Raw genomic sequence first — 20299 nt, forward strand, 5'->3', positions numbered from 1 at the left:
GGCGACATTTCGTAGATTGTCGGGATGCCCTATTCCGCTCACCGTCCAGGACGGTTCGATTCGCAGGGTCGGATCATCCTCGACAGCGACCCGAACGCTGACACGGACGACCTCGACTTCCTGCGCGAGTACGAGCCCACCGGCGCCGACCTGACTCCGCCGCGTGCGCAGGACGAGCGGCGGATGTCCGACGACGAGCGGGACGCGGATGCCGACGCATCCGCAGAGTCGTCCGCCGAGCAGGAGCCCAGGCGTGAGCCGAAGCCTCGCCGACAGCCGCGCGAGCGGAAGCCCCGCGTGCCGGGTTCCGGGTTCCGGCGCCTCGCGATCCTCGGCGGTGCGGACGGCGAGATCCTCGACCGTGTGCCCGGCGAGACGCCGCGCTTCGTGCAGATGTTCTTCGTGCTCGCCGGCACCGCCCTGGTCTCGGCGATCTCGATGCTGTTCGCGCTGACCACCGGTGTGCAGGCCGTGATCTGGCTGGCCGTGCCGCTGGCGATCGTCTGGGCGCTGATCATCTTCAACCTCGACCGCTTCCTCACCTCGACGATGACGTCGACGCGCAACGTCTGGAAGCTGATCGGCCTCGCGATCCCCCGAGTCGTCATGGCGGCGATCATCGGATTCGTCGTCGCAGAGCCCCTCGTGCTGCAGATCTTCCACAACGACATCGCCCGTGAGGTCGCCTCCACCAACATCACCCAGGCGCAGGCCGACCAGGATGCACTCGAGACCGGCCCGGAGAAGAAGGCGCTGGATGCGGCATCCGATCGCGTGGCCGAACTCGAGAACCAGGCCGCGACGGGCATCGTCGCTGGCACCGACTCGTCGTCGGCGAGTGAGTCCGCCGCTCAGGCCACGGTCGACGATCTGACCGCGAAGATGACCGATCAGCAGGCCGTGATCGATCAGGCGCGCACGCTCTATCAGTGCGAGCTCACCGGCGAGGGTGCGGGAACCGTGCCCGGATGCACCGGCGTCAACGGTGAAGGCGCGAGCTCCGATGCCGCGAAGGCGCAGCTGGCCGAGGCGCAGCAGACGTACGACGCGCTGGCCGCCCAGCTGCGCACCGCCAACGAGGAGCTCGCCGACGCCGGCAGCGCCGCGAAGGAGAACACGAGCACCTCGGAGGCGCAGAACCGCGAGGAGGCGAAGTCGCAGCTGCCCGCAGCCCGCGACAGCTACGACACCGCGCTCGCGGCGTACAACGCGCGCGCCGAGTCCGTGGCCTCCGGCAACGCGGGAGCCATCGGGCTGCTGAGCCAGATCAGCGGACTGAACAGGCTCAGCGAGAAGGAGCCGACGATCCTGTGGGCGCACATCCTGATCGCCGCGCTGTTCTTCATGATCGAGCTGCTGCCGGTGCTGGTGAAGGTGCTCACCTGCTTCGGCGATCCGTCGCTGTACGAGAAGGCCGCGGCGATCCGTCGCCAGGTCGCGCTCGACAAGGTCACCGCCGAGGGCTTCCGAGACCGCGCGGCGATCGTGAGCGTGCAGTCGCAGGGCATCCAGGCGGATGCCGGAACCGGCGAGCCGCAGACCCGCGCCGAGCGCAAGGAGGCGGCGCAGGCCGCCGAGCAGCGGGAAGCTGCCCAGGAGCGCGAGCTCGCCGAGAAGCGCGCGCAGGCTCAGACGCTCGAGGAGCAGGAGCAGCTGGTCGAACCGCGCGTCTGAGACCCCTGCGGCCACGCAGGCTGAGACCGGTCACGGCGATCAGGCCCCGACGTCGTCGACGGCCGGTAGCGTTGTTCCATGGTCAACTATCGCTATCTCGGCAACAGCGGTCTCAAGGTCTCCGAGATCACCTACGGCAACTGGGTCACCCACGCATCACAGGTCGAAGACGACGCGGCCGTCAAGACCGTGCATGCGGCGCTCGACGCCGGCATCACCACGTTCGACACGGCCGACACGTACGCGAACACCGCGGCGGAGGTCGTCCTCGGCAAGGCGCTCGAGGGTCAGCGCCGCGAGGGGCTCGAGATCTTCACCAAGGTCTACTTCCCGACCGGTCCCAAGGGGCCCAACGACACCGGGCTCAGCCGCAAGCACATCCTCGAGTCGATCAACGGATCGCTGAAGCGCCTCGGCACCGACTACGTCGACCTGTACCAGGCGCACCGCTTCGACTACGAGACGCCGCTGGAGGAGACCTTCCAGGCGTTCGCCGATGTCGTCCGCCAGGGCAAGGCCCTCTACATCGGCGTCTCGGAGTGGACTGCCGAGCAGCTGCAGGACGGCCACGCGCTGGCGAAGGAGCTCGGCGTGCAGCTGATCTCGAACCAGCCGCAGTACTCGATGCTCCACCGTGTGATCGAGGGCAAGGTCGTGCCGACGTCGCAGGACCTCGGCATCTCGCAGATCGTCTGGTCGCCGATGGCGCAGGGCGTGCTGTCGGGGAAGTACCTGCCGGGTCAGCCGGTGCCGGAGGGGTCGCGCGCGACCGACCCGCACAGCGGCGCCGACTTCATCAAGAGCTTCCTGCAGGACGACATCCTCACCGCCGTGCAGAGGCTCAAGCCGATCGCCGAGGAGGCCGGGCTGTCGATGCCGCAGCTGGCGATCGCCTGGGTCCTGCAGAACCCGAACGTCGCGGCGGCACTGGTCGGAGCCTCGCGGCCCGAGCAGCTCGCCGAGACGGTGAAGGCCTCGGGCGTGACGCTCGACGCCGACACGCTCGCCGCGATCGACACGGCGCTGGGCGACACGGTCAACACCGACGCCGAGGCGACGTACTCGGTCTCCCCGAAGGCCCGCCTGGTCTGACGGAGACATGCGTCTGACGGATGCATGACGAAGGCCGCCGTCCCTGAGGGGCGGCGGCCTTCGTCATCTCCGGATGTGCTTACTCCTTGACGGCTCCGGCCGTGAGGCCCTGCACGATCCAGCGGCTCGCGAGAGCGAACATCGCCATGGTCGGCAGGATCGTCAGCACGGCGGCCGCCGACATGGATCCCCAGTCGATGTTGAAGGTCGAGATGAACCCGTTCAGCGCCGAGGGCACTGTGCGGTTCTCATCCGTGTTCATCAGGACGACCGAGAGGAACAGCTCGTTCCAGCAGTTCACGAAGTTGAAGATGAACGCCGCGATGATTCCGGGGGTCATCACAGGCACGAGCACCCGGAACAGGGCGCCGAAGCGGGAGCATCCGTCGATCATCGCAGCCTCCTCGAGTGCGTCGGGGACGTTCTCGAAGAAGCCCCGGAGCATCACGGTGGAGAACGGGATGCAGACCGCGATGTACACCAGGATCAGACCGGGCTTGGTGTCGACGAGGCCCAGGTCGGTCATCATCGAGTACAGCGGTCCGAGCGCGATGAACGCGGGGATCATCTGCGTGAGCAGGAAGGCGACCAGCACCGTGCCCTTGCCGCGGAACTCGAACCGGGCGATCACGTAGGCGCTCAGCAGCGCGATCAGGGTCGCCACCGCACCCGCGATCGTCGCCACCAGCGCGGAGTTGCCGAGGAACACCCCGAACGAGCTCTGTTCGAACAGGCTCACGTAGTTGTCGAGCGACGGCTCGCTCGGCCAGTACTCGATCGGGAACCTGTTGATCGTGCCCGGCGACTTGAACGACGTCAGCGCGATCCAGTACAGCGGGAACAGCGTGATGACGAGCCAGAGCGCGAGACCGACGACGCGCACGACGCCGCCGACCGAGACCCTGCGCTTCGGGCGGGGTGCCTTCGCGATGTCGGGGACGGTGAGACGCCGGGTCTCGGTGACCGTGGTGCCGGTGATGGTCATCGCTGGACCCTCCGCATCGCCATGAGGTAGAACGCGCAGAACACGAACAGGAAGGCGACGACGATGAGTCCGATCGCGCTCGCGATGCCGTAGTTGCCCTGCTGCGTGTAGTTGATCATCCACGTCGTGATGATGTGGGTCTGGTTCGCCGGCCCGCCGTTCGTCATCGCGTAGATGATGTCGGGGAAGTTGAAGATCCAGATGATGCGCAGCAGGATCGTCAGCAGCAGCGTCATCGAGATGTACGGGATGATGATCGAGAACAGCTGGCGCACCTTGCCCGCACCGTCGAGGCTCGCCGCTTCGAGCATCTCATCGGGTACGGACTGCAGAGCCGCGAGGATCATGATCGCGAAGAAGGTCACGCCGTACCAGATGTTGGCGACGATGACCGCGAACATCGCGAGCTTCGGATCCGCCAGCCAGGGCAGCGGGGCGTCGATCAGCCCTGCCTTCATGAGCAGGTCGTTCACGACGCCGAACTCGGCGTTGAACATCCAGCGGAACAGCATCCCGATCAGGAAGCCGGAGACCGCCCAGGGGAAGAACACGAGCGCCTGGTAGAGCCCGCGGAAACGGAAGCGCTTGCGCAGAGCGAGCGCGATCAGGAAGCCGATCACGAGCTGCGGCACGAGCGAGCCGACGACCCACAGCACGGAGTTCCACGCGACGACGGGGAAGGCCGGATCCTGGAAGACGGTCACGAAGTTGTCGAAGCCGACCCACGGAGTCGAGGTCAGGTCCCACAGGTTCCAGTCGTGGAAGGCCATGCGTGCGCCCTGCAGCATGGGCCAGTAGGTGAACCAGCACACGAACACGATCGCCGGGGCCATGAAGGCCAGCAGCGTCAGCGCGTGGCGGCCACGGAACGGGCGGCGCCGGCGGGATGCCGGGGAGGCCCCGCCGGCGGTGCCGACGGAGCCCCCTTCGAGAGTGGTCCGGGTCACGGATCAGCCCTTTTCCGCGGCGTACTTCTCGGTCCAGAAGGTGTCCCACGACTCGAGCAGCTCGCTCGTCGACATGTTGCCGAGCAGCACGTTCTGCACATCCTGGTCGGACTTCTGGATCCACTCGGTCCACCAGCTGACGCCACGCGGCTGACGCACGTTGACGTACGTCTCGGGGTCCTCCGTCATCGTGACGTAGCTCGTCCACGGGCCCGAGGAGTAGAACTCGTCGTCAGCGGCCTCCGAGATGATCGGGACGAGACTGTTGGCCTGGGCGAACTCGGTCGCGGGCTCAGCGGACGAGAGGAACTCGACGAGCTTGACCGCGGCATCCTGGTGCTCGCTCTTCTCCGCGACACCCCAACCGGCGACGGCCAGCGGCTGCGCGGCCTTGCCCGAGGGGCCGACGAGCAGCGGAGCGGTGTCCCACTGGTCTTCGGTCAGCGACGAGTCCTGCACGGTGGCGATCACCTCGGGGTCCTGCAGCAGGAACGCCGTGGTGCCGTTCGTGAAGCCCGCGACCATCTCGGGGTAGCCCCACGAGACGGCGGACGGCGGGGAGGCCTTCTTGAAGAGGTCGAAGTAGTCGTCGACGGCATCCTGCGCCTCGGGGGCGGCGAAGATGGTCGACCCGTCCTCCATCAGGAACGCGTCGTCGACGTCGAGGTCGTCGATCGTGTAGGCCTCGATCGCGGCGACGACGTTGCTGTTGGCGTTCTGACCGCCGCGGAACGCGTACCCGTAGATGTTGTTCGACGGGTCCTGGATGGCGCTGGCCTGCTCGAGCAGATCCTTCCAGCTGTGCGGGGGGCCGTCGAAGCCCGCCGCCTCGACCAGGTCGGTGCGGTAGAACAGCGAGAGGCCGTAGAAGCCGTACGGCACGAAGTAGCTCTTGCCGTCCGCGGCCACCGACGCGGACTGCGCGTTGTCGGTCAGAGCATCCCAGCCGTCCCACTTCTCGAGGTCGCCCGAGAGGTCGTGCAGCCAGCCGTTGTTGGCGAACGGGCCGACGGTGATGTCGCGGACCTCGAGGACGTCGACGCCCTTGCCGGACTGCAGCATCTGCTGGATCTTCTGGTCGGCCTGCTCGGTGGGCGGCGAGACCAGGTTGACCTTGATGTCGGGGTTCTCCTTCTCGAACTCGTCGAGGAGGCCGCGGATCAGGTCGGTGCGGGCAGGGTTGGTCAGGCTCTCGACCATCTGCAGGGTGACGGTGCCGTCGGCGGATTCGCCGCCGCCTGCAGAGCAGCCGGTGAGCGCGAGCGCGGCGACGGTGCCGAGTCCCGCGGCGGTCGTCAAGATTCTGTTCTTCTTCACGAGATGCCTCTCAATTGGTGTGGTGGTGGGGGGTCGGGTAGGTGGTGGGGTGGATCGGGTGGTGCGGTCGGGTCAGGCGGGTCAGGAGACGATGATCGAGTCGGCGGTGCGGATGCCGGCACGGCGGAGGATCTGCGGGATGCAGCGCTCGACGAACGCCTCGAAGTCCGACGCTTCGGTGTACAGGTGCGCCGAGAGACGGAAGTAGCCGACTCCGCGGAAGCTCGTGAACGCCGTCTCGACGCCGGTCTCGTCGAGCAGGTCCATGCGCAGGGCGTCGGCCTCCTCACGGGTGGAGCCGAGACCGAGGGGCAGCCGGACCAGTCGCATCGACGGCACGGGGGACGGCAGCGGCGTGAGTGGGTCTTCGTCACCGTAGGGCCGCAGACCCTCGGCGATGATCTCGGCTCCGGCATCCGCCATCTGCGCCATCGCCTGGCGGGCGTTGTGCCAGCCGAACTCGGCCTCGATGAACTCGATCGAGGCGGGGGTGGCGAGGTAGGTCGTCGCATCGATCGTGCCCTGGGTGTCGAAGCGCTCAGGGTAGGCCTCGTTCGCCGCCCACGAGTCGATCAGCGGCCAGAGGTCGTCGCGGTCGGGGGCGGTCGTCACGAGCAGGGCAGAGCCGCGCGGGGCGCAGGGCCACTTGTGCAGGTTCCCGAACCACCAGTCGCCGCCGGCGACAGCCGCGGCATCCGGGATGAGACCTGGGGCGTGCGCTCCGTCGACGAGCGTGCGAATGCCGCGCTGCGCCGCGAGCTCGGCGATGCGCCGGGTCGGCAGCACGCGAGCGGTGGGGGAGGTGATCTGGTCGACGACGATCAGGCGGGTGGTCGGGGTGAGCGCATCGGCGAAGCGCTGCACGACCTCGTCGTCGGAGGCGAGCAGCGGCAGCTCGACCGCGCGGACGGATGCGCCGAAGCGGCGGGCCAGGCGCTGCGCGCCCATCGTGATCGCGCCGTAACCCTGGTCGGTGACGAGGATCTCGTCGCCGCGCTCGAGGCGCAGGGCGTTGTAGACGACGGTCGCGGCGGCCGACGCGTTCGGGACGAAGACGCTGTCCTCGGCGTGGGCGCCGAGGAACGGAGCCGTGCGCTCGCGGGCGTCGCGCACCCGCTCGGCGATGCGGGGGAACCACTCGACCGGGCTGAGGTCGGCGCGGCGGCGCAGGGCATCCTGCTGCTCGACGACGGCCGTGGGAACCGCGCCGAAGGATCCATGGTTCAGGTGGATCACTGCGGGGTCGAGGGGCCACGCGTCACGGGCTCGCATGCCGGAGTTCAGCGTGAGCGGTGCGGGAAAGAGTGGTGCGGGCATCGGTCCTCGTCGGTGCAGTGGGGGAGTTGTTGCACAACTTTGCCACACGGCTTCCGAAATGGCTACGAAAACGTGATGATGAAACATAGTTGTCATACGAATTTGAGGAAGGGTCTGCGTCCGACAGACTCGGCAGGGGGATCGGCGGTGTCAGGAGGATGACGATGAGCGCACTGGACACAGCGCTGCACGGACTGCGCGCGCTGATCGCCGACGGCGCGTTGCGCCCTGGCGACCGCCTGCCGAGCGAGGGCGAGCTGTGCGAGACGCTCGGCGTCTCACGAGGGTCGCTGCGCGAAGCCATCCGCATGCTGGCCGCACTCGGCGTGCTCGAGACCCGGCACGGCTCCGGCAGCTATGTGAGCGAGCTGCGGGCCGCCGATCTGATCGGCAGCCTGTCGCTCACGGTCGGGCTGCTGCCGATGGCCGGCGTGCTGGAGCTGACCGAGCTGCGTCGGGTGCTCGAACCTCATGCCGCCGCGCTCGCCGCCGCCCGCATCGACGCGACCACGATCGAGACGCTCAGCGGCGTGCTCGACGAGATCGAGGCCAGCGACGACTTCGAGGACCACTCCCGACTCGACCACGCCTTCCACATGACGATCTCGGAGGTGGCGGGTAACGACGCGCTCACGAGCCTGATCGACGTGCTGCGCTCACGGTCGCGGGCCTATCGCATCCCGGATGCCGGCGACGCGGCCGAGCTCAAGCTGCATTCGGATGCCGGGCACCGCGCGATCCTGCGCGGACTCGCCGCCGCCGATCCGGTCGCGGCGTCGGCTGCGGCGTCCGCTCATGTGGCCCAGACCGAGTACTGGGTGCGGCGGTACACCGAGGCGGACACGCGCGTGGGCACCGAGGGGCCGGCGGTCGAGACCGACTGATCTCGTGCCCTTCTGTGGGCGGCTGTGCCGGGATGCACAGGTCGCCCCGGACTGCACAGGGGTGCAGTCGTTTCGTGTGCGGGGCGTGGCAACCTGTGCAGATCGGGCGGACGTGATGTGCAGATTGTGTGGACGTGATGAGCAGGGCGGGCGCGAGGTCGGACGTGAGTGGGGGTCAGGCGAGGGTGATGTCGACCTGGACCTCGGTGGCGATGCGCTCGAGGTCGCGGCGCAGCGCGTCGAGGTCGACCGACGCGGGCACCCTGGCCACCACCGACGCTTCGAACAGCCGACCACCGGCCATCGCGGCATCGCGGGTCTCGGTCGCCAGCTCCTCGATGCTGAGGTCGTGGGCGCTGAGCACTCCGGACACCTCGCGGACGATGCCGGGGCGGTCGTTGCCGAGCACCTGGATCTCGAGCACCTGATCGGGCGCATCCTCAGCCGGTGTGCCGGTGAGGACGGCGAGCGTCAGCAGTCCCTGACCCTGTAGGCCGCGCAGCGCACGCTCGAGCTCCTCGGCGCGCTCAGGGGCGACGGACACCTCGATCACGCCCGCGAAGGTGCCGGCGAGCTCGGCCAGCGAGCTGTTCTCCCAGTTCCCGCCGTGGGCATCGACGACATCGGCGACGGCTGCGACGAGCCCGGGGCGATCAGCACCCGCGACAGTGAGGATGAGAGTAGTCATGCGGCCAGCGTAGTCGTTCACTATGCAGCACCAACGCTGAGAGAGCACGCGAAATCCGTGGTCGGCAGGCCGGTCTGCGGGGTTCGTGCTGAATTGTGAACGCGGGTCAGTCGACCCAGACGCCGGTGTCGAGGAAGTGGTCGAGGCGGGCGCGGTGCGGGGCGAGGTCCCAGCCCTGCTCGGCGACCCACTCGTCGTTGAAGTAGGTGCCGGCATAGCGGATGCCGCTGTCGCAGATCAGCGTGACGATGCTGCCGGTCTCCCCGGCGGCGCGCATGCGCGCGATCAGCTGGAACGCCCCGTACAGGTTGGTGCCCGTCGAGCCACCGGCGAGGTGCAGGGTGCGCTCGCGGAGCATGCGGATCGCGGCGATCGAGCCCGCATCGGGCACCCGGATCATCTCGTCGATCACCGTCGGCACGAACGAAGCCTCGACCCGCGGGCGGCCGATCCCCTCGATGCGGCTGGGGCGTCCGGCCGGCGGATCGATGGTTCCCGCCCAGCCGTCGTAGAACGCCGAACCCTCGGGGTCGACGACGGCGATCTGCGTCTCGTGTCGGCGGTACTTCACATATCGGCCGAACGTCGCGCTCGTGCCGCCGGTGCCGGCTCCCACCACGATCCAGCGCGGGATCGGATGCCGCTCCTGCGACAACTGGCTGAACACGCTCTCGGCGATGTTGTTGTTGCCGCGCCAGTCGGTCGCCCGCTCCGCGAACGTGAACTGGTCGAGGTAATGCCCATGACACTCGGATGCCAGGCGCTGCGCCTCGGGAGACATGTCCTCTGCACGGTCGACGAAGTGGCAGCGCCCGCCGTAGAACTCGATGAGGTCGACCTTCTCCTGGCTCGTCGACCGGGGCACCACCGTGACGAACGGGAGCCCCAGCATCCGCGCGAAATACGCCTCGGACACCGCGGTCGACCCGCTCGAGGACTCCACGAGCGTCGAGTCCTCGGTGATGCGTCCGTTGACCAGGCCGTACAGGATCAGCGAGCGCGCGAGGCGGTGCTTGAGCGACCCGGTCGGATGCACCGACTCGTCCTTGAGGTACAGGTCGATGCCCCACTCGGGTGGCAGGGGGAAGAGGTGCAGGTGTGTGTCAGCGCTGCGGTTCGCGTCGGCCTCCAGCAGGGCGATCGCGGTGCTGGTCCAGTCGCTCATGCTCTCGAGCGTAACGCGCGCGTCACTCCTCGACGTATCCGCCCTCGCCCGTCTCGCCGTCGTACGTGAAGACCTTGTCTTCGAGGGTGATCTTGATGTCGTCGCCGAGCGGCTGCTGAGCGAGCAGGCGCTCCTCGAGCATCGTCATCCGCTCCTGATACTCCTGCGCCTGTGCCTCGTCGACGCCCCAGAGGGTCGCCGACTTCATGTCGACGAGGAAGTACAGGAACGCCGACACGGCGGTGCGGTTGAACTCGTTGTCGGGGATCTTCTCCCACAACGCCCCACTGTCTCGAAGCTGCTTGTACTCGTCGATCTTCGACTGCAGCACGTCGGCGATCCCGGATGCATCTGCGTCACCGGGGTCATCGGACGGCGGCTCCTCCGCAGACGGTTCGTCGGAGGGCGCGGTGGGCGCCGCCGTCACCGACGGCAGCGGAGGAGCGGAGACGGGATCGCTGCTCGAGCCCAGCAGGAGGCTCACAGCCACCCCGATGCCGACGACGACGAGCAGCACGAAAGCCGCGACGGCCGCGACGACGATGCCGACCGTCCTGCCGGAGCGCGAAGGGCGAGTCGGGGGCGCCGCGGGGTACGGGTACTCGGAACCGTAGGGGGCCGACGGCTGCTGCCCGACCGGGTACTGCCCTGGCTGCGCCGGAAACTGGCTCGGCTGCCCTGCCGGATACTGCGGCGGGTACTGCCCGGCCGGGTACTGCCCGGCCGGATACTGCGGCGGGTACTGCCCGGCCTGCGGAGCCGAGGCATAGGGCGGCAGCGGCGGGGCGGGCGGTCCGAACGGGCGACCCGCTGCCGGCGGGTGGGGCGCGTGCGGCGCAGGAGGAGCGGGCGGTCCGCTCAGTGGCGGCGCCAGCGGAACGGAGGACGCCAGGTCCCCAGGGGGTGCAGCCGGAGGCGGCGGGATGACAGCATCCGGCTCCGAACCGTTCGAGTGCGCGTCGTCGACCATCGTGTTGCCCCCCCTGCTCACGTCATCCGATGCGACGCGTGCTCCGCTTTCAGGCTAGCGGGCACAGCCCCGGTAGGTCAGCTCGCTCGCCTACCGCACCGTGCCCGCGCGGGAGGTGCTCCCGTCGCCGTCCACGTGCAGAAGGGATGCCTGGGACTGCTCCTGCTGCAGCTGGAACTCGAAGCGCGACCTATCACCGCGGTGGTGCGCCACGAAGTACTCCATCGGGATGCCGTCGGCGCCCCTGCTGACGCTCCGCAGCCGCAGCAGCGCCGAGCCAGCGCTCACGCCCAGGTGCTGCGCCTGCTCGTGCGTCGCGACGGTCGCCTCGGCCGAGCGCACGCCGCTCGTCGCCACGATCCCGTTCTCGGCGAGCAGTCGGTACAGCGACGCCTCCGACAGATCGACGCCGAGTGTGACCCGGCCGACCGGCTCGGGCATCCATGTCGTCGACAGCGACCAGGGTTCGCCGTCGACGTGGCGCAGACGTTCGAGCACGACCACGGGCGCACCGACCTCGACCTCGAGCGCCGCGGCGATCTCGTCGTCGGCGAGGGTCTCCTCGTGCCGCAGCACGTCGCTGTGCACGTGACCTCCTCGGCGTTCGACGTCGTCGTAGAGTCCGATCAGCGTGTGCACGAGGCTCTCGCTCGTGCGTGGCCGCGACACGAACGTGCCTTTGCCCTTGACGCGCTCGACGAGTCCTTCGTGCTCGAGCTGCGCGAGCGCCTGACGCACCACCGTGCGGGAGATGCCGTAGCGCTCGCACAGGCGGTGCTCCCCTGGCAGCGGGTCGCCCGGCTGCAGACCGTCGCGGGTGATGCCGTCGATGATCAGCTGCCGGAGCTGGTCGTACATGGGCGCCGCGGAGTGGCGGTCGATCGAGTCCTTCATCTCAGTACGCCACTCCCGCATGCAGGATCACGTTCGCGTAGGGGGTGAACTCGCCCGAGCGCACGAACGCACGGGCCGAGTGGGTGAGCTTCTTGAACTCGACGTGCGGGATGAGCTCGATCTCGAAGTCCTCGTCGGCGAAGCGCTCGCGCAGGGCGGCCAGCACCTCGGGGCTCTTCTCGGCGACCTCCTCCGAGACGGTGGCGCCCTCGACGACGAGCTCGGCGAGGACCGTGTCGAGCACGTCGAAGAAGGCCGGAGCGCCAGGCCGATAGGCGAGGTCGATGCGCTCGGAACCCGGAGGGATGGGCAGCCCGGCATCGGTCACGACCAGCAGATCGGTGTGGCCCGTCTCGCTGATCACGCGAGACAGGGCGGGATTGATCGTCGTCGGGGTCTTGCGCATGGTGTCTCCTCCGGGAGGTCAGTGTGCTTCTCGGGCGGCCAGGAACGCCTCGACCTCGGCGCGCAGCGGAAGGCTGGGCGACGCGCCCTGCTTCGTCACGGCGAGGGCACCGGCGGCGGTCGCGAGCCGTACGGCCTCCGTGAGGTTCCGGCCGTTCGCGAGGGCGGCGCCGAGGTATCCGGCGTAGGCGTCCCCTGCCGCAGTGGTGTCGACCGCCTCGACCGGGAACGGCGGGACGACGGATGCTCCCTCCGCCGTCACCACGCACGAGCCCTGGCCGGCGAGGGTGATCACGGCCGCGCCGACGCCGCGGTCGAGGAACCAGCGGCCTGCCTCGGCGGCGGTGGCGGCATCCGTCACCTCGATGCCGCTCAGCACCGAGGCCTCGGTCTCGTTGGGGGTCACGATGTCGATGGTCGCCCAGACCGCGTCGTCGAGAGGAGCTGCGGGAGCGGGGTCCAGGATGACGGTCATCCCGTGCTCGCGGCCCCGTGCGGTGATGTGCGCGGTCAGAGCCGACGGCGTCTCGAGCTGGGTGAGCAGCACCGAGGTCGTGGGGGCGAGCGCGGCCAGTGCGGCATCGATCTGCTCGGTGCTGAGAGCTGCATTGGCCAACGGCACCATCACGATGTCGTTCTGCGCCGACGCGTCGACGCGGATGTGAGCGATGCCCGTCGGGCCGGGCACGGTGCGCAGGTGCGTGAGGTCGACCCCGGCCTTGCTCAGACCGTCGACCACCAGGTCGTGGAAGAGGTCGTCTCCGACGCATCCGACGAAGCTCGTCCGGGCGCCGGAGCGTCCGGCCGCGACCGCCTGGTTGGCGCCCTTGCCGCCGAGCATCAGGGTGAACTGTTCGCCGAGGATCGTCTCACCGCGTGCTGGAAGCCGGGTCGAGAAGGTCGTCACATCAGCGGTCACGCTGCCGACGATGACCACCCCGGTGCGATCGGGCGAGGCGGCGGCTGTCATGGCACTCCTGATCGTCGTCGATGCGGGGCGCTTTGACATCCTCCGCGGCTGTCATTACATTAGCCGAAACCCAACCTGTAACGACAGGTTGCGCCCGAGGAGACCCGATGACCGCGCTCGCCCCCCGCCTCTACGTCGACAGCGCGGACACCGACCGGGTCTCGTCGCTCCTGGCCGCGGGAGTGGTGCACGGCGTCACGACAAACCCGACCATCCTCGAGCGCGGCCGTCGCACCGCCGCCGAGATTCCCGACCTGTACGCCCGGTGGACCGAGGAGGGTGCGCGCGAGATCTTCTTCCAGACCTGGGGCGGCGACACCGCCGCCTTCCTCCGCAACGCCGAGGGCATCCGTGCTCTGGGGGAGCGGGTCGTCGTGAAGGTGCCCGCGACGCGCGACGGGTTCGCCGCGGCATCCGCTCTGGTGCGCGATGGTGCGACGGTGCTGGTGACCGCGGTGTACACGGTGGGTCAGGCGCTGGCCTGCGCCTCGATCGGTGTGCAGTACATCGCGCCGTATCTCGGGCGGATGCGGGATGCCGGCATCGACGGCGACGCGGTGATCGCGCGGATGCAGGAGGTCTGCGTGGGCAGCTCGTCGAACGTGCTCGCCGCGAGCCTGCGCTCACCGGAGGACATCACCGGACTGCGCCTGGCCGGAGTGCCGTACTTCACGGCCGCGCCCGATGTGATCGAGCAGCTGTTGTACAACGAGGTCAGCGACGGCTCGGCCGCGGAGTTCGACGCGGCGATGGGGCGTCTCGGGGCCTGATGCTCGGGCCGCCTCGGGGCCTGATGCTCGGGCCGCCTCGTTCACGACTCAGCATGGATGCGGCAGTCGGCGGACTGGCTCCGCACGGTTCCGCAGGTCTGCGGTCGTCGAGGATGCGTCTGTGCTGAGAAGTGAACGACTCAGGCGGATGCCGCTTGGCGCAGCCACCGCTCGACACCGGCGATGTGCGCGGTGGCGAGCGAGGTCGCGAGACCGGAATCCCGCCGGGCGATGGCGTCGGCGATCGCCCGGTGCTCCGACAGGGTGCGCTCGACGGCGCCGCCCTCGGTGAGCCCTCGCCAGACGCGGGCGCGGACGGTCTGACTGCTCAGGTGCTCGATGAGGCTCGCGAGGTAGGCGTTGCCCGCCATCGCGACGATCTCCCGGTGGAAGCGGATGTCGTGCTCGACCAGCGCCTCGATGCTGACGGTCGGGTCGATGGAGTCGACCTCGCGTTCGAGCTCCCCGATCGCGTCGTCGCTGCCGAGGGTCGCGGCGAGGCCGGTGGCCTGGGATTCCAGCATCCGCCTGACCGCGAAGATCTCGAGCATCGAGTCGTCGTCGTGCATGTCGACGACGAACGAGATCGCCTCCAGCAGCAGGTGCGGCTCGAGACTGGTCACATAGGTGCCGTCGCCGCGGCGCACATCGAGGACGCGAATGACCTCGAGCGCCTTGACCGCCTCGCGCATCGAGTTGCGGGAGAGTCCGAGCCGTTCGGAGAGCTCCTTCTCCGGTGGCAGCCGATCGCCGGGGGCGAGTTCGCCCGATACGATCATCGCCTTGATCTTCTCGATCGCATCGTCTGTCACTGCCATGGCGTCATCCTAGCCATTCATCGGATGTCTGGGGCAGGATGGTGGACATGCGCGTACTCGATTCGCACCTGCACCTCTGGGATCCCGAGATTCTGCACTACACCTGGCTCGAGGGGCCGCTGGCCTGGCTGTTCGGCCGGACCGAGATCGAGCACGCCCGGCTCGAACGGGCCACCACGGAGCACTCGATCTTCGTGCAGGCCGAGACGATCGAAGACGACTTCCTCGACGAGGTGCGCTGGGTGGCTGGACTCGCGCCCGCGATCGGCGTCGTCGGCATCGTCGCCGGTGCTCGGCTGGACCGCGGCACCGACACGACCGCGCACCTCGAAGGACTCGCAGCCGAGCCGCTCGTCGTCGGCGTGCGGCACAACCTGCAGGGGGAACCAGACGGGCTGGCGGTCTCCGCGGGCTTCGTGACCGGGGCCAGAGAGGTCGCCGCGCGGGGCTGGGCGTTCGACGCCTGCATCCGTTCCTCGCAGCTGCCGGAGATCTCGCGTCTCGCCGGAGCGGTGCCCGAGCTGCGGATGGTGCTCGACCACCTCGGCAAGCCCGAGGTGGGCACGGCGGATGCTCCGGCCGCCCCGACGATGGAGTGGGTGCGCGACCTCGACGACCTCGCGCGGCATCCGAACGTCTGCTGCAAGCTGTCGGGGCTGCCGGCCGAAGCCGGAGGGGACTGGTCGCCCGCGCAGCTGGAGCCGTTCCTCGACGCCGCCGCCGACGCCTTCGGAGTGGAGCGACTGCTGTGGGGCAGCGACTGGCCGGTGTCGGTGATCGGCCCGCCCGAGGCGGGCGATCCGTACGCGAACGACGACGGAGCGCCGATGTATCAGCCGACGGCGCGCAGCCGCTGGGCGGATGCCGTGATCGCCTGGGCCGACCGCCGGGGACACGACGTCGACGCGATCCTGTGGCGCAACGCCGAGGAGTTCTACCGGGTCGGGGAACGCCGGACGCACGCGGATGCGCGGGAGGAGCGGCCTCGTCGCGGCATCCTCGGATGGCTGAGGGGCGAGCGCTCGTAGGCCGTCGTTCGTCCTTCGTCGGTCGTCGTTCCCGGACTGCACGTCCCGGATTGCACAGAGGGCCCCGAATCGCACAGCCCCCATCGGGGATCGTGTGCGGTTCGGGGCCCCCTGTGCTGTTCGGGACCGGAATCGGCCGCGAATCGGGACTGGAGTCGGTGCCGAACCCGGCCCGGAACTCAGCTGCCGACGGGACGCAGACGCAGCTGCGCCATGCCGCCGTCGACCTCGATGAACGTGCCGGTGGTGGATCCGGCATCCGGGCTGACGAGGTAGGCGACGGCTGCCGCGACCTCGTCCGGCGACACCAGTCGGCCGTGGGGCTGGCGAGCCTCGAGCGCGGCGCGCTCGGCGGGCGGGTCGTCGGCCGAGTCGAGCAGCCTCCCGACCCAGGGGGTGTCGGCGGTGCCGGGGTTCACGGCGTTGACGCGGATGCCTTCGCGCAGATGGTCCGCCGCCATGGCTCGCGTGAGGGCCGAGACCGCACCCTTCGACGCGCTGTACAGAGCGCGCTGCGGCAGGCCGGTGGTGGACGCGATGGATGCCGTGTTGCAGACCGCCGCGCTCGGCGACTGCTTGAGCCAGGGCAGCGCCGCCGAGGTGACGCGGGCGATGCCGGTGACGTTGATCGAGAGGACTCGCGCCCACTCGTCGTCGTCGTTCGCGCTGATGTCGCCCTGCGCGCCGACGCCGGCGTTGTTCACGACGATGTCGATGCGGCCGAACCTCTCGGCGACGGCGGCCACGGCGGCATCCACCGACGCGCGGTCCGACACGTCGGCCGTGAACGCGGCGAAGGCGGCATCCGCTCCCGAGGTGTCGCGGTCGAGCACCGCGATCTGCGCGCCGTCGGCATTCAGGCGCGCGGCGATGGCCGCGCCGATGCCGGATGCTCCGCCGGTGACGATCGCGACGAGTCCGTCGAGTGCGCTGCTCACTTCTGTGCCTCCCATGCCACGAACTCCTGGCGCTGATGCCCGAGTCCTTCGATCTCGATGTCGACCACGTCGCCCGCCTTCAGGTACGGGAACTTCCCGCCGAAGGCGACGCCCTGCGGGGTGCCCGTGAGGATGAGGTCGCCGGGCTCCAGGGCGACGTACTGCGACAGGTGGTGCACGATCGCGCGCACGTCGAAGATCATGTCGTTCGTGTTCGAGTCCTGCCGCGGCTCGCCGTTGACCCAGCTGCGCAGTCGCAGGTCGTCGACCTGGACCTCGTCGGGAGTGACCAGCCAGGGGCCGGTCGGGTTGAACCCCGGCGCGATCTTGCCCTTCGACCACTGCCCGCCGGAGACCTCCATCTGGAAGGCGCGCTCCGAGACGTCGTTGGCGGTGACGTAGCCGGCGATGTGGGCGTCGGCCTCGTCCGGAGAGTCGAGGTGCGAGGCGCGGGCGCCGATCACGATGCCCAGCTCCACCTCCCAGTCGGTCTTCTCGCTGCCGCGGGGGATCGTGACCGCATCGTTCGGGCCGACGACGGTGTTCGGCGTCTTCAGGAACATGATCGGGACAGTCGGCGGCTCGGAGCCGGACTCGCGGGCGTGCGCCGCGTAGTTCTGGCCGATGCAGATGACGGCGCTGGGACGAGCGATCGGCGCTCCGATTCGCATCTCGGCGGCGCCCTGCAGCTCCGGAAGGTCGCCGGCAGCGCGGGCGGATTCGACGCGGGCGCGGAAGTCTCCGGCCAGGAAGTCGCCGTTCACATCGGATGTCACGGGACGCAGGTCGAGGTACTCCTCGCCCTCGATGAGCACCGGAATCTCGGCGCCGGACGGGCCTAGGCGTGCGAACTTCATGTCTCTCCTGATCAGTGCGGTGTCCATGGGAAGCGGGCGCTTCACCGCGGCCCGTCTCGTTGACAGTATAGACATCCGATGTTTACACTCCAAGAGATCTGCACGAATCCCCACCCCGTGCACGAGAGGACCCCGTGAGCCGCATCGTCGCCCTCGACACGACCGACATCCGCTTCCCGACATCGTTGAGTTTGGACGGGTCGGACGCCATGAACCCCGACCCCGACTACTCGGCGGCGTACGTCATCGTGCGCACGGATGCCGAGGACGGCGTCGCAGGCCACGCCTTCGTCTTCACCATCGGCCGCGGCAACGATGTGCAGGTCGCGGCGATCGACGCGCTCGCCGGACACCTGGTGGGGCGCGAACTCGAACCGCTGCTCGACGACATGGGCACGACGTTCCGCGACATCATCGGCGACTCGCAGCTGCGCTGGCTCGGTCCCGAGAAGGGCGTCATGCACATGGCGATCGGCGCGGTCATCAACGCGCTGTGGGATATCAAGGCGAAGCGCGCCGGCCTGCCGCTGTGGCAGCTCCTGGCCAGGATGACGCCCGAGGAGATCGTCGATCTCGTCGACTTCCGCTACCTGACCAACGCCCTGACCAGGGAGGACGCGCTCGACATCCTGCGCGCCGCAGAGCCGGGCCGCGCCGAGCGAGAGCGGGAGCTGCTCGCCACCGGATACCCCGGCTACACGACCAGCCCCGGGTGGCTCGGATACTCCGACGAGAAGCTCGAGCGACTCGCCCGCGAGGCGATGGCCGACGGCTTCACCCAGATCAAGCTCAAAGTCGGCGCCGACCTCGACGACGACATCCGTCGTTTCCGCAAGGCCCGCGAGGTGTGCGGCCCCGACTTCCCGATCGCGATCGACGCCAACCAGCGTTGGGAGGTCTCGGAGGCGATCGAGTGGGTCAACGCGCTCGCCGAGTTCCACCCCGCCTGGATCGAGGAGCCCACCAGCCCGGACGACGTTCTCGGTCATGCCGAGATCGCCAGGGGGATCGCGCCGATCCGCGTCGCCACCGGCGAGCACGCCCAGAACCGCGTCATCTTCAAGCAGCTGCTGCAGGCCGAGGCGATCTCGGTCATGCAGATCGACGCGGTGCGGGTCGCCGGCGTCAACGAGAACATCGCCAACCTGCTGCTCGCCGCGAAGTTCGGCGTGCCGGTGTGCCCGCACGCCGGCGGTGTCGGCCTGTGCGAGGCCGTGCAGCACCTGTCGATGTTCGACTTCGTCGCCGTCACCGGCACCCGGGAAGGCCGGATGATCGAGTTCGTCGACCACCTGCACGAGCACTTCGTGATCCCCACCGACATCCAGGGCGGCTCGTACCTGGCCCCCGTCGCGCCCGGTTCCGGCATGGAGATGAAGGCCGAGAGCATCGCCGCGTACACCTGGAAGGGACAGCATGTCGGCATCTGATCGACTGACGGTCCCGCGCCTCGGATACGGGGCGGCCAACGTCGGCAACCTGTTCCGCGCGCTCAGCGACGACGAGGCTTGGGCCGTGCTCGACGCGGCCTGGGAGAGCGGCATCCGCTTCTTCGACACGGCCCCGCACTACGGGCTCGGCCTGTCTGAGCGGCGTCTCGGCGCGTTTCTGCAGACCAAGCCGCGCGAGGAGTACGTGCTCTCGACCAAGGTCGGTCGACTGCTGCGGCCGAACCCGGAGCACGCCGGCGGGCTCGACACCGCGAACGATTTCCACGTGCCGGATGACCTCCAGCGCGTGTGGGACTTCTCGGCTTCGGGGATCCGCGCCAGCCTCGACGAGTCGCGCGAACGGCTGGGCATCGACCGCATCGACCTCGTCTACCTGCACGACCCGGAACGTCACGATCTCGACCTGGCGCTCGCCGAGGCGCTGCCCGCGCTGGAGCAGCTGCGTCGCGACGGCGAGGTGGCGGCCGTCGGGATCGGCTCGATGGTGTCGGAGGCGCTCGCCGCGGCGGTGCGATCGGCCGACCTCGACCTGATCATGGTCGCCGGCCGGTACACGCTGCTCGAGCAGCCGGCCGCGGCCGACGTCCTGCCCGCCTGTCGGGAGACGGGCACCGGGATCGTGGCGGCATCCGTCTTCAACTCCGGACTGCTCGCATCGAGCGAGCCGAAGCGCGACGGGCGGTACGAGTACGGTCAGCTGCCCGACGAGCTCTGGGAGCGGCTGGTGCGCATCGCCGGCGTCTGTGCGGCGCATGACGTGCCGCTGCCTGCGGCAGCGATCCAGTTCCCGTTGCAGTCTGACGTGGTGCGGTCGGTGGTGGTCGGGGGCAGTCGGCCGGCGCAGCTCACGCAGAATGCGGAGTATGCGGCGCTCGAGATTCCCGACGCACTGTGGGCCGAGCTCGCGGCCGAAGGCCTGATCCCGGCTTGAGCGGGTGTTGCCCGGCTTGAGCGGGCGGTTGCCCGACTTGAGCGGGCGCGGCGTCGTTCACAACTCAGCATGAGCGTGCCCGGGAGGCGGTTTTCGGGCCTCCGGCATCGGTTTCAGTGCGGCTCGATGCTGAGTTGTGAACCGGGAGCGAGCCATAACTCCGGCGAACCGGAGCGGAATCCGCGGCTGCGGGCCGTT

Annotated in this window: 20 protein-coding genes; 7 read left to right on the forward strand and 13 right to left on the reverse strand. The window is 69.1% G+C overall.

The features are described from left to right. Window positions 1–24 precede the first annotated feature (24 nt). Both BLW44_RS03390 and BLW44_RS03395 read left to right on the forward strand, forming a co-directional pair. Window positions 25–1674 carry a DUF4407 domain-containing protein gene (locus BLW44_RS03390; RefSeq protein WP_060926317.1) on the forward strand — a complete coding sequence of 550 codons (1650 nt, stop codon included), beginning with the start codon at window positions 25–27 and terminating at the stop codon, window positions 1672–1674. 78 nt (window positions 1675–1752) lie between these two features. After that, entirely contained in the window at window positions 1753–2766 is a 1014-nt protein-coding gene (locus BLW44_RS03395) for an aldo/keto reductase family protein (RefSeq protein ID WP_060926316.1), read from the forward strand. Window positions 2767–2845: 79 nt separating this feature from the next. On the opposite strand, the gene BLW44_RS03400 is transcribed toward BLW44_RS03395, so the two are convergent. From BLW44_RS03400 to BLW44_RS03415, 4 genes are all read right to left on the reverse strand, one after another. Then, complete coding sequence (locus tag BLW44_RS03400) at window positions 2846–3751, reverse strand: carbohydrate ABC transporter permease (RefSeq protein ID WP_217632038.1); 906 nt, start codon at window positions 3749–3751, stop codon at window positions 2846–2848. Then, on the reverse strand, window positions 3748–4698 hold the full coding sequence (locus BLW44_RS03405) for a carbohydrate ABC transporter permease (protein WP_060926315.1): 951 nt from the start codon (window positions 4696–4698) through the stop codon (window positions 3748–3750). Before BLW44_RS03405 ends, BLW44_RS03400 begins: the two co-directional genes overlap by 4 nt. A gap of 3 nt (window positions 4699–4701) precedes the next feature. Beyond that, on the reverse strand, window positions 4702–6015 hold the full coding sequence (locus tag BLW44_RS03410; RefSeq protein ID WP_060926314.1) for an ABC transporter substrate-binding protein: 1314 nt from the start codon (window positions 6013–6015) through the stop codon (window positions 4702–4704). Window positions 6016–6096: 81 nt separating this feature from the next. Then, the gene (locus BLW44_RS03415; RefSeq protein ID WP_060926313.1) at window positions 6097–7332 is read right to left on the reverse strand and encodes an aminotransferase class V-fold PLP-dependent enzyme; all 1236 of its coding nucleotides are present in this window, start codon (window positions 7330–7332) and stop codon (window positions 6097–6099) included. A gap of 164 nt (window positions 7333–7496) precedes the next feature. Here BLW44_RS03415 and BLW44_RS03420 point away from each other — a divergent pair, with 164 nt between their 5' ends. Then, window positions 7497–8216, forward strand: a complete 720-nt coding sequence (locus BLW44_RS03420; RefSeq protein ID WP_060926349.1) for a FadR/GntR family transcriptional regulator — start codon at window positions 7497–7499, stop codon at window positions 8214–8216. A gap of 175 nt (window positions 8217–8391) precedes the next feature. Here BLW44_RS03420 and BLW44_RS03425 read toward each other — a convergent pair whose 3' ends face one another. The 6 genes from BLW44_RS03425 to BLW44_RS03450 form a co-directional block, all read right to left on the reverse strand. Then, window positions 8392–8904, reverse strand: a complete 513-nt coding sequence (locus BLW44_RS03425; RefSeq protein WP_060926348.1) for a glycine cleavage system transcriptional repressor — start codon at window positions 8902–8904, stop codon at window positions 8392–8394. A 106-nt stretch (window positions 8905–9010) separates the two neighbouring features. After that, window positions 9011–10069, reverse strand: coding sequence for a PLP-dependent cysteine synthase family protein (locus BLW44_RS03430; protein ID WP_060926312.1), 1059 nt, complete (start codon window positions 10067–10069; stop codon window positions 9011–9013). A gap of 22 nt (window positions 10070–10091) precedes the next feature. Next, window positions 10092–11060: a hypothetical protein gene (locus tag BLW44_RS03435; RefSeq protein WP_139305234.1), complete on the reverse strand. Its 969-nt coding sequence runs from the start codon at window positions 11058–11060 to the stop codon at window positions 10092–10094. A 69-nt stretch (window positions 11061–11129) separates the two neighbouring features. Continuing rightward, window positions 11130–11933 (reverse strand): GntR family transcriptional regulator, encoded by an 804-nt coding sequence (locus BLW44_RS03440; protein WP_060926310.1) that lies wholly within the window; start codon window positions 11931–11933, stop codon window positions 11130–11132. A 1-nt stretch (window position 11934) separates the two neighbouring features. Then, window positions 11935–12339, reverse strand: a complete 405-nt coding sequence (gene rbsD / locus BLW44_RS03445) for a D-ribose pyranase (protein ID WP_060926309.1) — start codon at window positions 12337–12339, stop codon at window positions 11935–11937. An 18-nt stretch (window positions 12340–12357) separates the two neighbouring features. After that, complete coding sequence (locus BLW44_RS03450) at window positions 12358–13308, reverse strand: ribokinase (RefSeq protein WP_060926308.1); 951 nt, start codon at window positions 13306–13308, stop codon at window positions 12358–12360. A gap of 107 nt (window positions 13309–13415) precedes the next feature. Here BLW44_RS03450 and BLW44_RS03455 point away from each other — a divergent pair, with 107 nt between their 5' ends. Beyond that, window positions 13416–14078 (forward strand): transaldolase family protein, encoded by a 663-nt coding sequence (locus BLW44_RS03455; protein WP_060926307.1) that lies wholly within the window; start codon window positions 13416–13418, stop codon window positions 14076–14078. A gap of 140 nt (window positions 14079–14218) precedes the next feature. On the opposite strand, the gene BLW44_RS03460 is transcribed toward BLW44_RS03455, so the two are convergent. Next, window positions 14219–14896, reverse strand: coding sequence for a FadR/GntR family transcriptional regulator (locus BLW44_RS03460; protein WP_060926306.1), 678 nt, complete (start codon window positions 14894–14896; stop codon window positions 14219–14221). 47 nt (window positions 14897–14943) lie between these two features. Here BLW44_RS03460 and BLW44_RS03465 point away from each other — a divergent pair, with 47 nt between their 5' ends. Continuing rightward, on the forward strand, window positions 14944–15924 hold the full coding sequence (locus BLW44_RS03465) for an amidohydrolase family protein (protein ID WP_060926347.1): 981 nt from the start codon (window positions 14944–14946) through the stop codon (window positions 15922–15924). 179 nt (window positions 15925–16103) lie between these two features. Here the strand turns inward: BLW44_RS03465 and BLW44_RS03470 are convergent, their stop codons facing one another. Further along, complete coding sequence (locus BLW44_RS03470; RefSeq protein WP_060926305.1) at window positions 16104–16877, reverse strand: SDR family NAD(P)-dependent oxidoreductase; 774 nt, start codon at window positions 16875–16877, stop codon at window positions 16104–16106. Next, the gene (locus BLW44_RS03475) at window positions 16859–17719 is read right to left on the reverse strand and encodes a fumarylacetoacetate hydrolase family protein (RefSeq protein ID WP_060926346.1); all 861 of its coding nucleotides are present in this window, start codon (window positions 17717–17719) and stop codon (window positions 16859–16861) included. The genes BLW44_RS03470 and BLW44_RS03475 overlap by 19 nt, the downstream gene beginning before the upstream one ends. Before the next feature lie 134 nt (window positions 17720–17853). Between BLW44_RS03475 and BLW44_RS03480 the strand changes: the two genes are divergently transcribed. Both BLW44_RS03480 and BLW44_RS03485 read left to right on the forward strand, forming a co-directional pair. Next, on the forward strand, window positions 17854–19149 hold the full coding sequence (locus BLW44_RS03480; protein ID WP_060926304.1) for an L-fuconate dehydratase: 1296 nt from the start codon (window positions 17854–17856) through the stop codon (window positions 19147–19149). Next, window positions 19136–20101 (forward strand): aldo/keto reductase, encoded by a 966-nt coding sequence (locus BLW44_RS03485; RefSeq protein WP_060926303.1) that lies wholly within the window; start codon window positions 19136–19138, stop codon window positions 20099–20101. The genes BLW44_RS03480 and BLW44_RS03485 overlap by 14 nt, the downstream gene beginning before the upstream one ends. Window positions 20102–20299: the final 198 nt, after the last annotated feature.

The organism is Microbacterium hydrocarbonoxydans (assembly GCF_900105205.1).
Lineage (GTDB): Bacteria > Actinomycetota > Actinomycetes > Actinomycetales > Microbacteriaceae > Microbacterium > Microbacterium hydrocarbonoxydans.

Bases quoted from the DNA above. Each gene is read 5' to 3' on its own strand.
- BLW44_RS03450 (WP_060926308.1), bottom strand. From the start codon at position 13,308: ATGACAGCCGCCGCCTCGCCCGATCGCACCGGGGTGGTCATCGTCGGC.
- BLW44_RS03485 (WP_060926303.1), top strand. From the start codon at position 19,136: ATGTCGGCATCTGATCGACTGACGGTCCCGCGCCTCGGATACGGGGCG.
- BLW44_RS03455 (WP_060926307.1), top strand. From the start codon at position 13,416: ATGACCGCGCTCGCCCCCCGCCTCTACGTCGACAGCGCGGACACCGAC.
- BLW44_RS03465 (WP_060926347.1), top strand. From the start codon at position 14,944: ATGCGCGTACTCGATTCGCACCTGCACCTCTGGGATCCCGAGATTCTG.
- BLW44_RS03415 (WP_060926313.1), bottom strand. From the start codon at position 7,332: ATGCCCGCACCACTCTTTCCCGCACCGCTCACGCTGAACTCCGGCATG.
- BLW44_RS03400 (WP_217632038.1), bottom strand. From the start codon at position 3,751: ATGACCATCACCGGCACCACGGTCACCGAGACCCGGCGTCTCACCGTC.
- rbsD (WP_060926309.1), bottom strand. From the start codon at position 12,339: ATGCGCAAGACCCCGACGACGATCAATCCCGCCCTGTCTCGCGTGATC.
- BLW44_RS03395 (WP_060926316.1), top strand. From the start codon at position 1,753: ATGGTCAACTATCGCTATCTCGGCAACAGCGGTCTCAAGGTCTCCGAG.
- BLW44_RS03420 (WP_060926349.1), top strand. From the start codon at position 7,497: ATGAGCGCACTGGACACAGCGCTGCACGGACTGCGCGCGCTGATCGCC.
- BLW44_RS03440 (WP_060926310.1), bottom strand. From the start codon at position 11,933: ATGAAGGACTCGATCGACCGCCACTCCGCGGCGCCCATGTACGACCAG.
- BLW44_RS03430 (WP_060926312.1), bottom strand. From the start codon at position 10,069: ATGAGCGACTGGACCAGCACCGCGATCGCCCTGCTGGAGGCCGACGCG.
- BLW44_RS03425 (WP_060926348.1), bottom strand. From the start codon at position 8,904: ATGACTACTCTCATCCTCACTGTCGCGGGTGCTGATCGCCCCGGGCTC.
- BLW44_RS03475 (WP_060926346.1), bottom strand. From the start codon at position 17,719: ATGAAGTTCGCACGCCTAGGCCCGTCCGGCGCCGAGATTCCGGTGCTC.
- BLW44_RS03460 (WP_060926306.1), bottom strand. From the start codon at position 14,896: ATGGCAGTGACAGACGATGCGATCGAGAAGATCAAGGCGATGATCGTA.
- BLW44_RS03390 (WP_060926317.1), top strand. From the start codon at position 25: ATGCCCTATTCCGCTCACCGTCCAGGACGGTTCGATTCGCAGGGTCGG.
- BLW44_RS03470 (WP_060926305.1), bottom strand. From the start codon at position 16,877: ATGGGAGGCACAGAAGTGAGCAGCGCACTCGACGGACTCGTCGCGATC.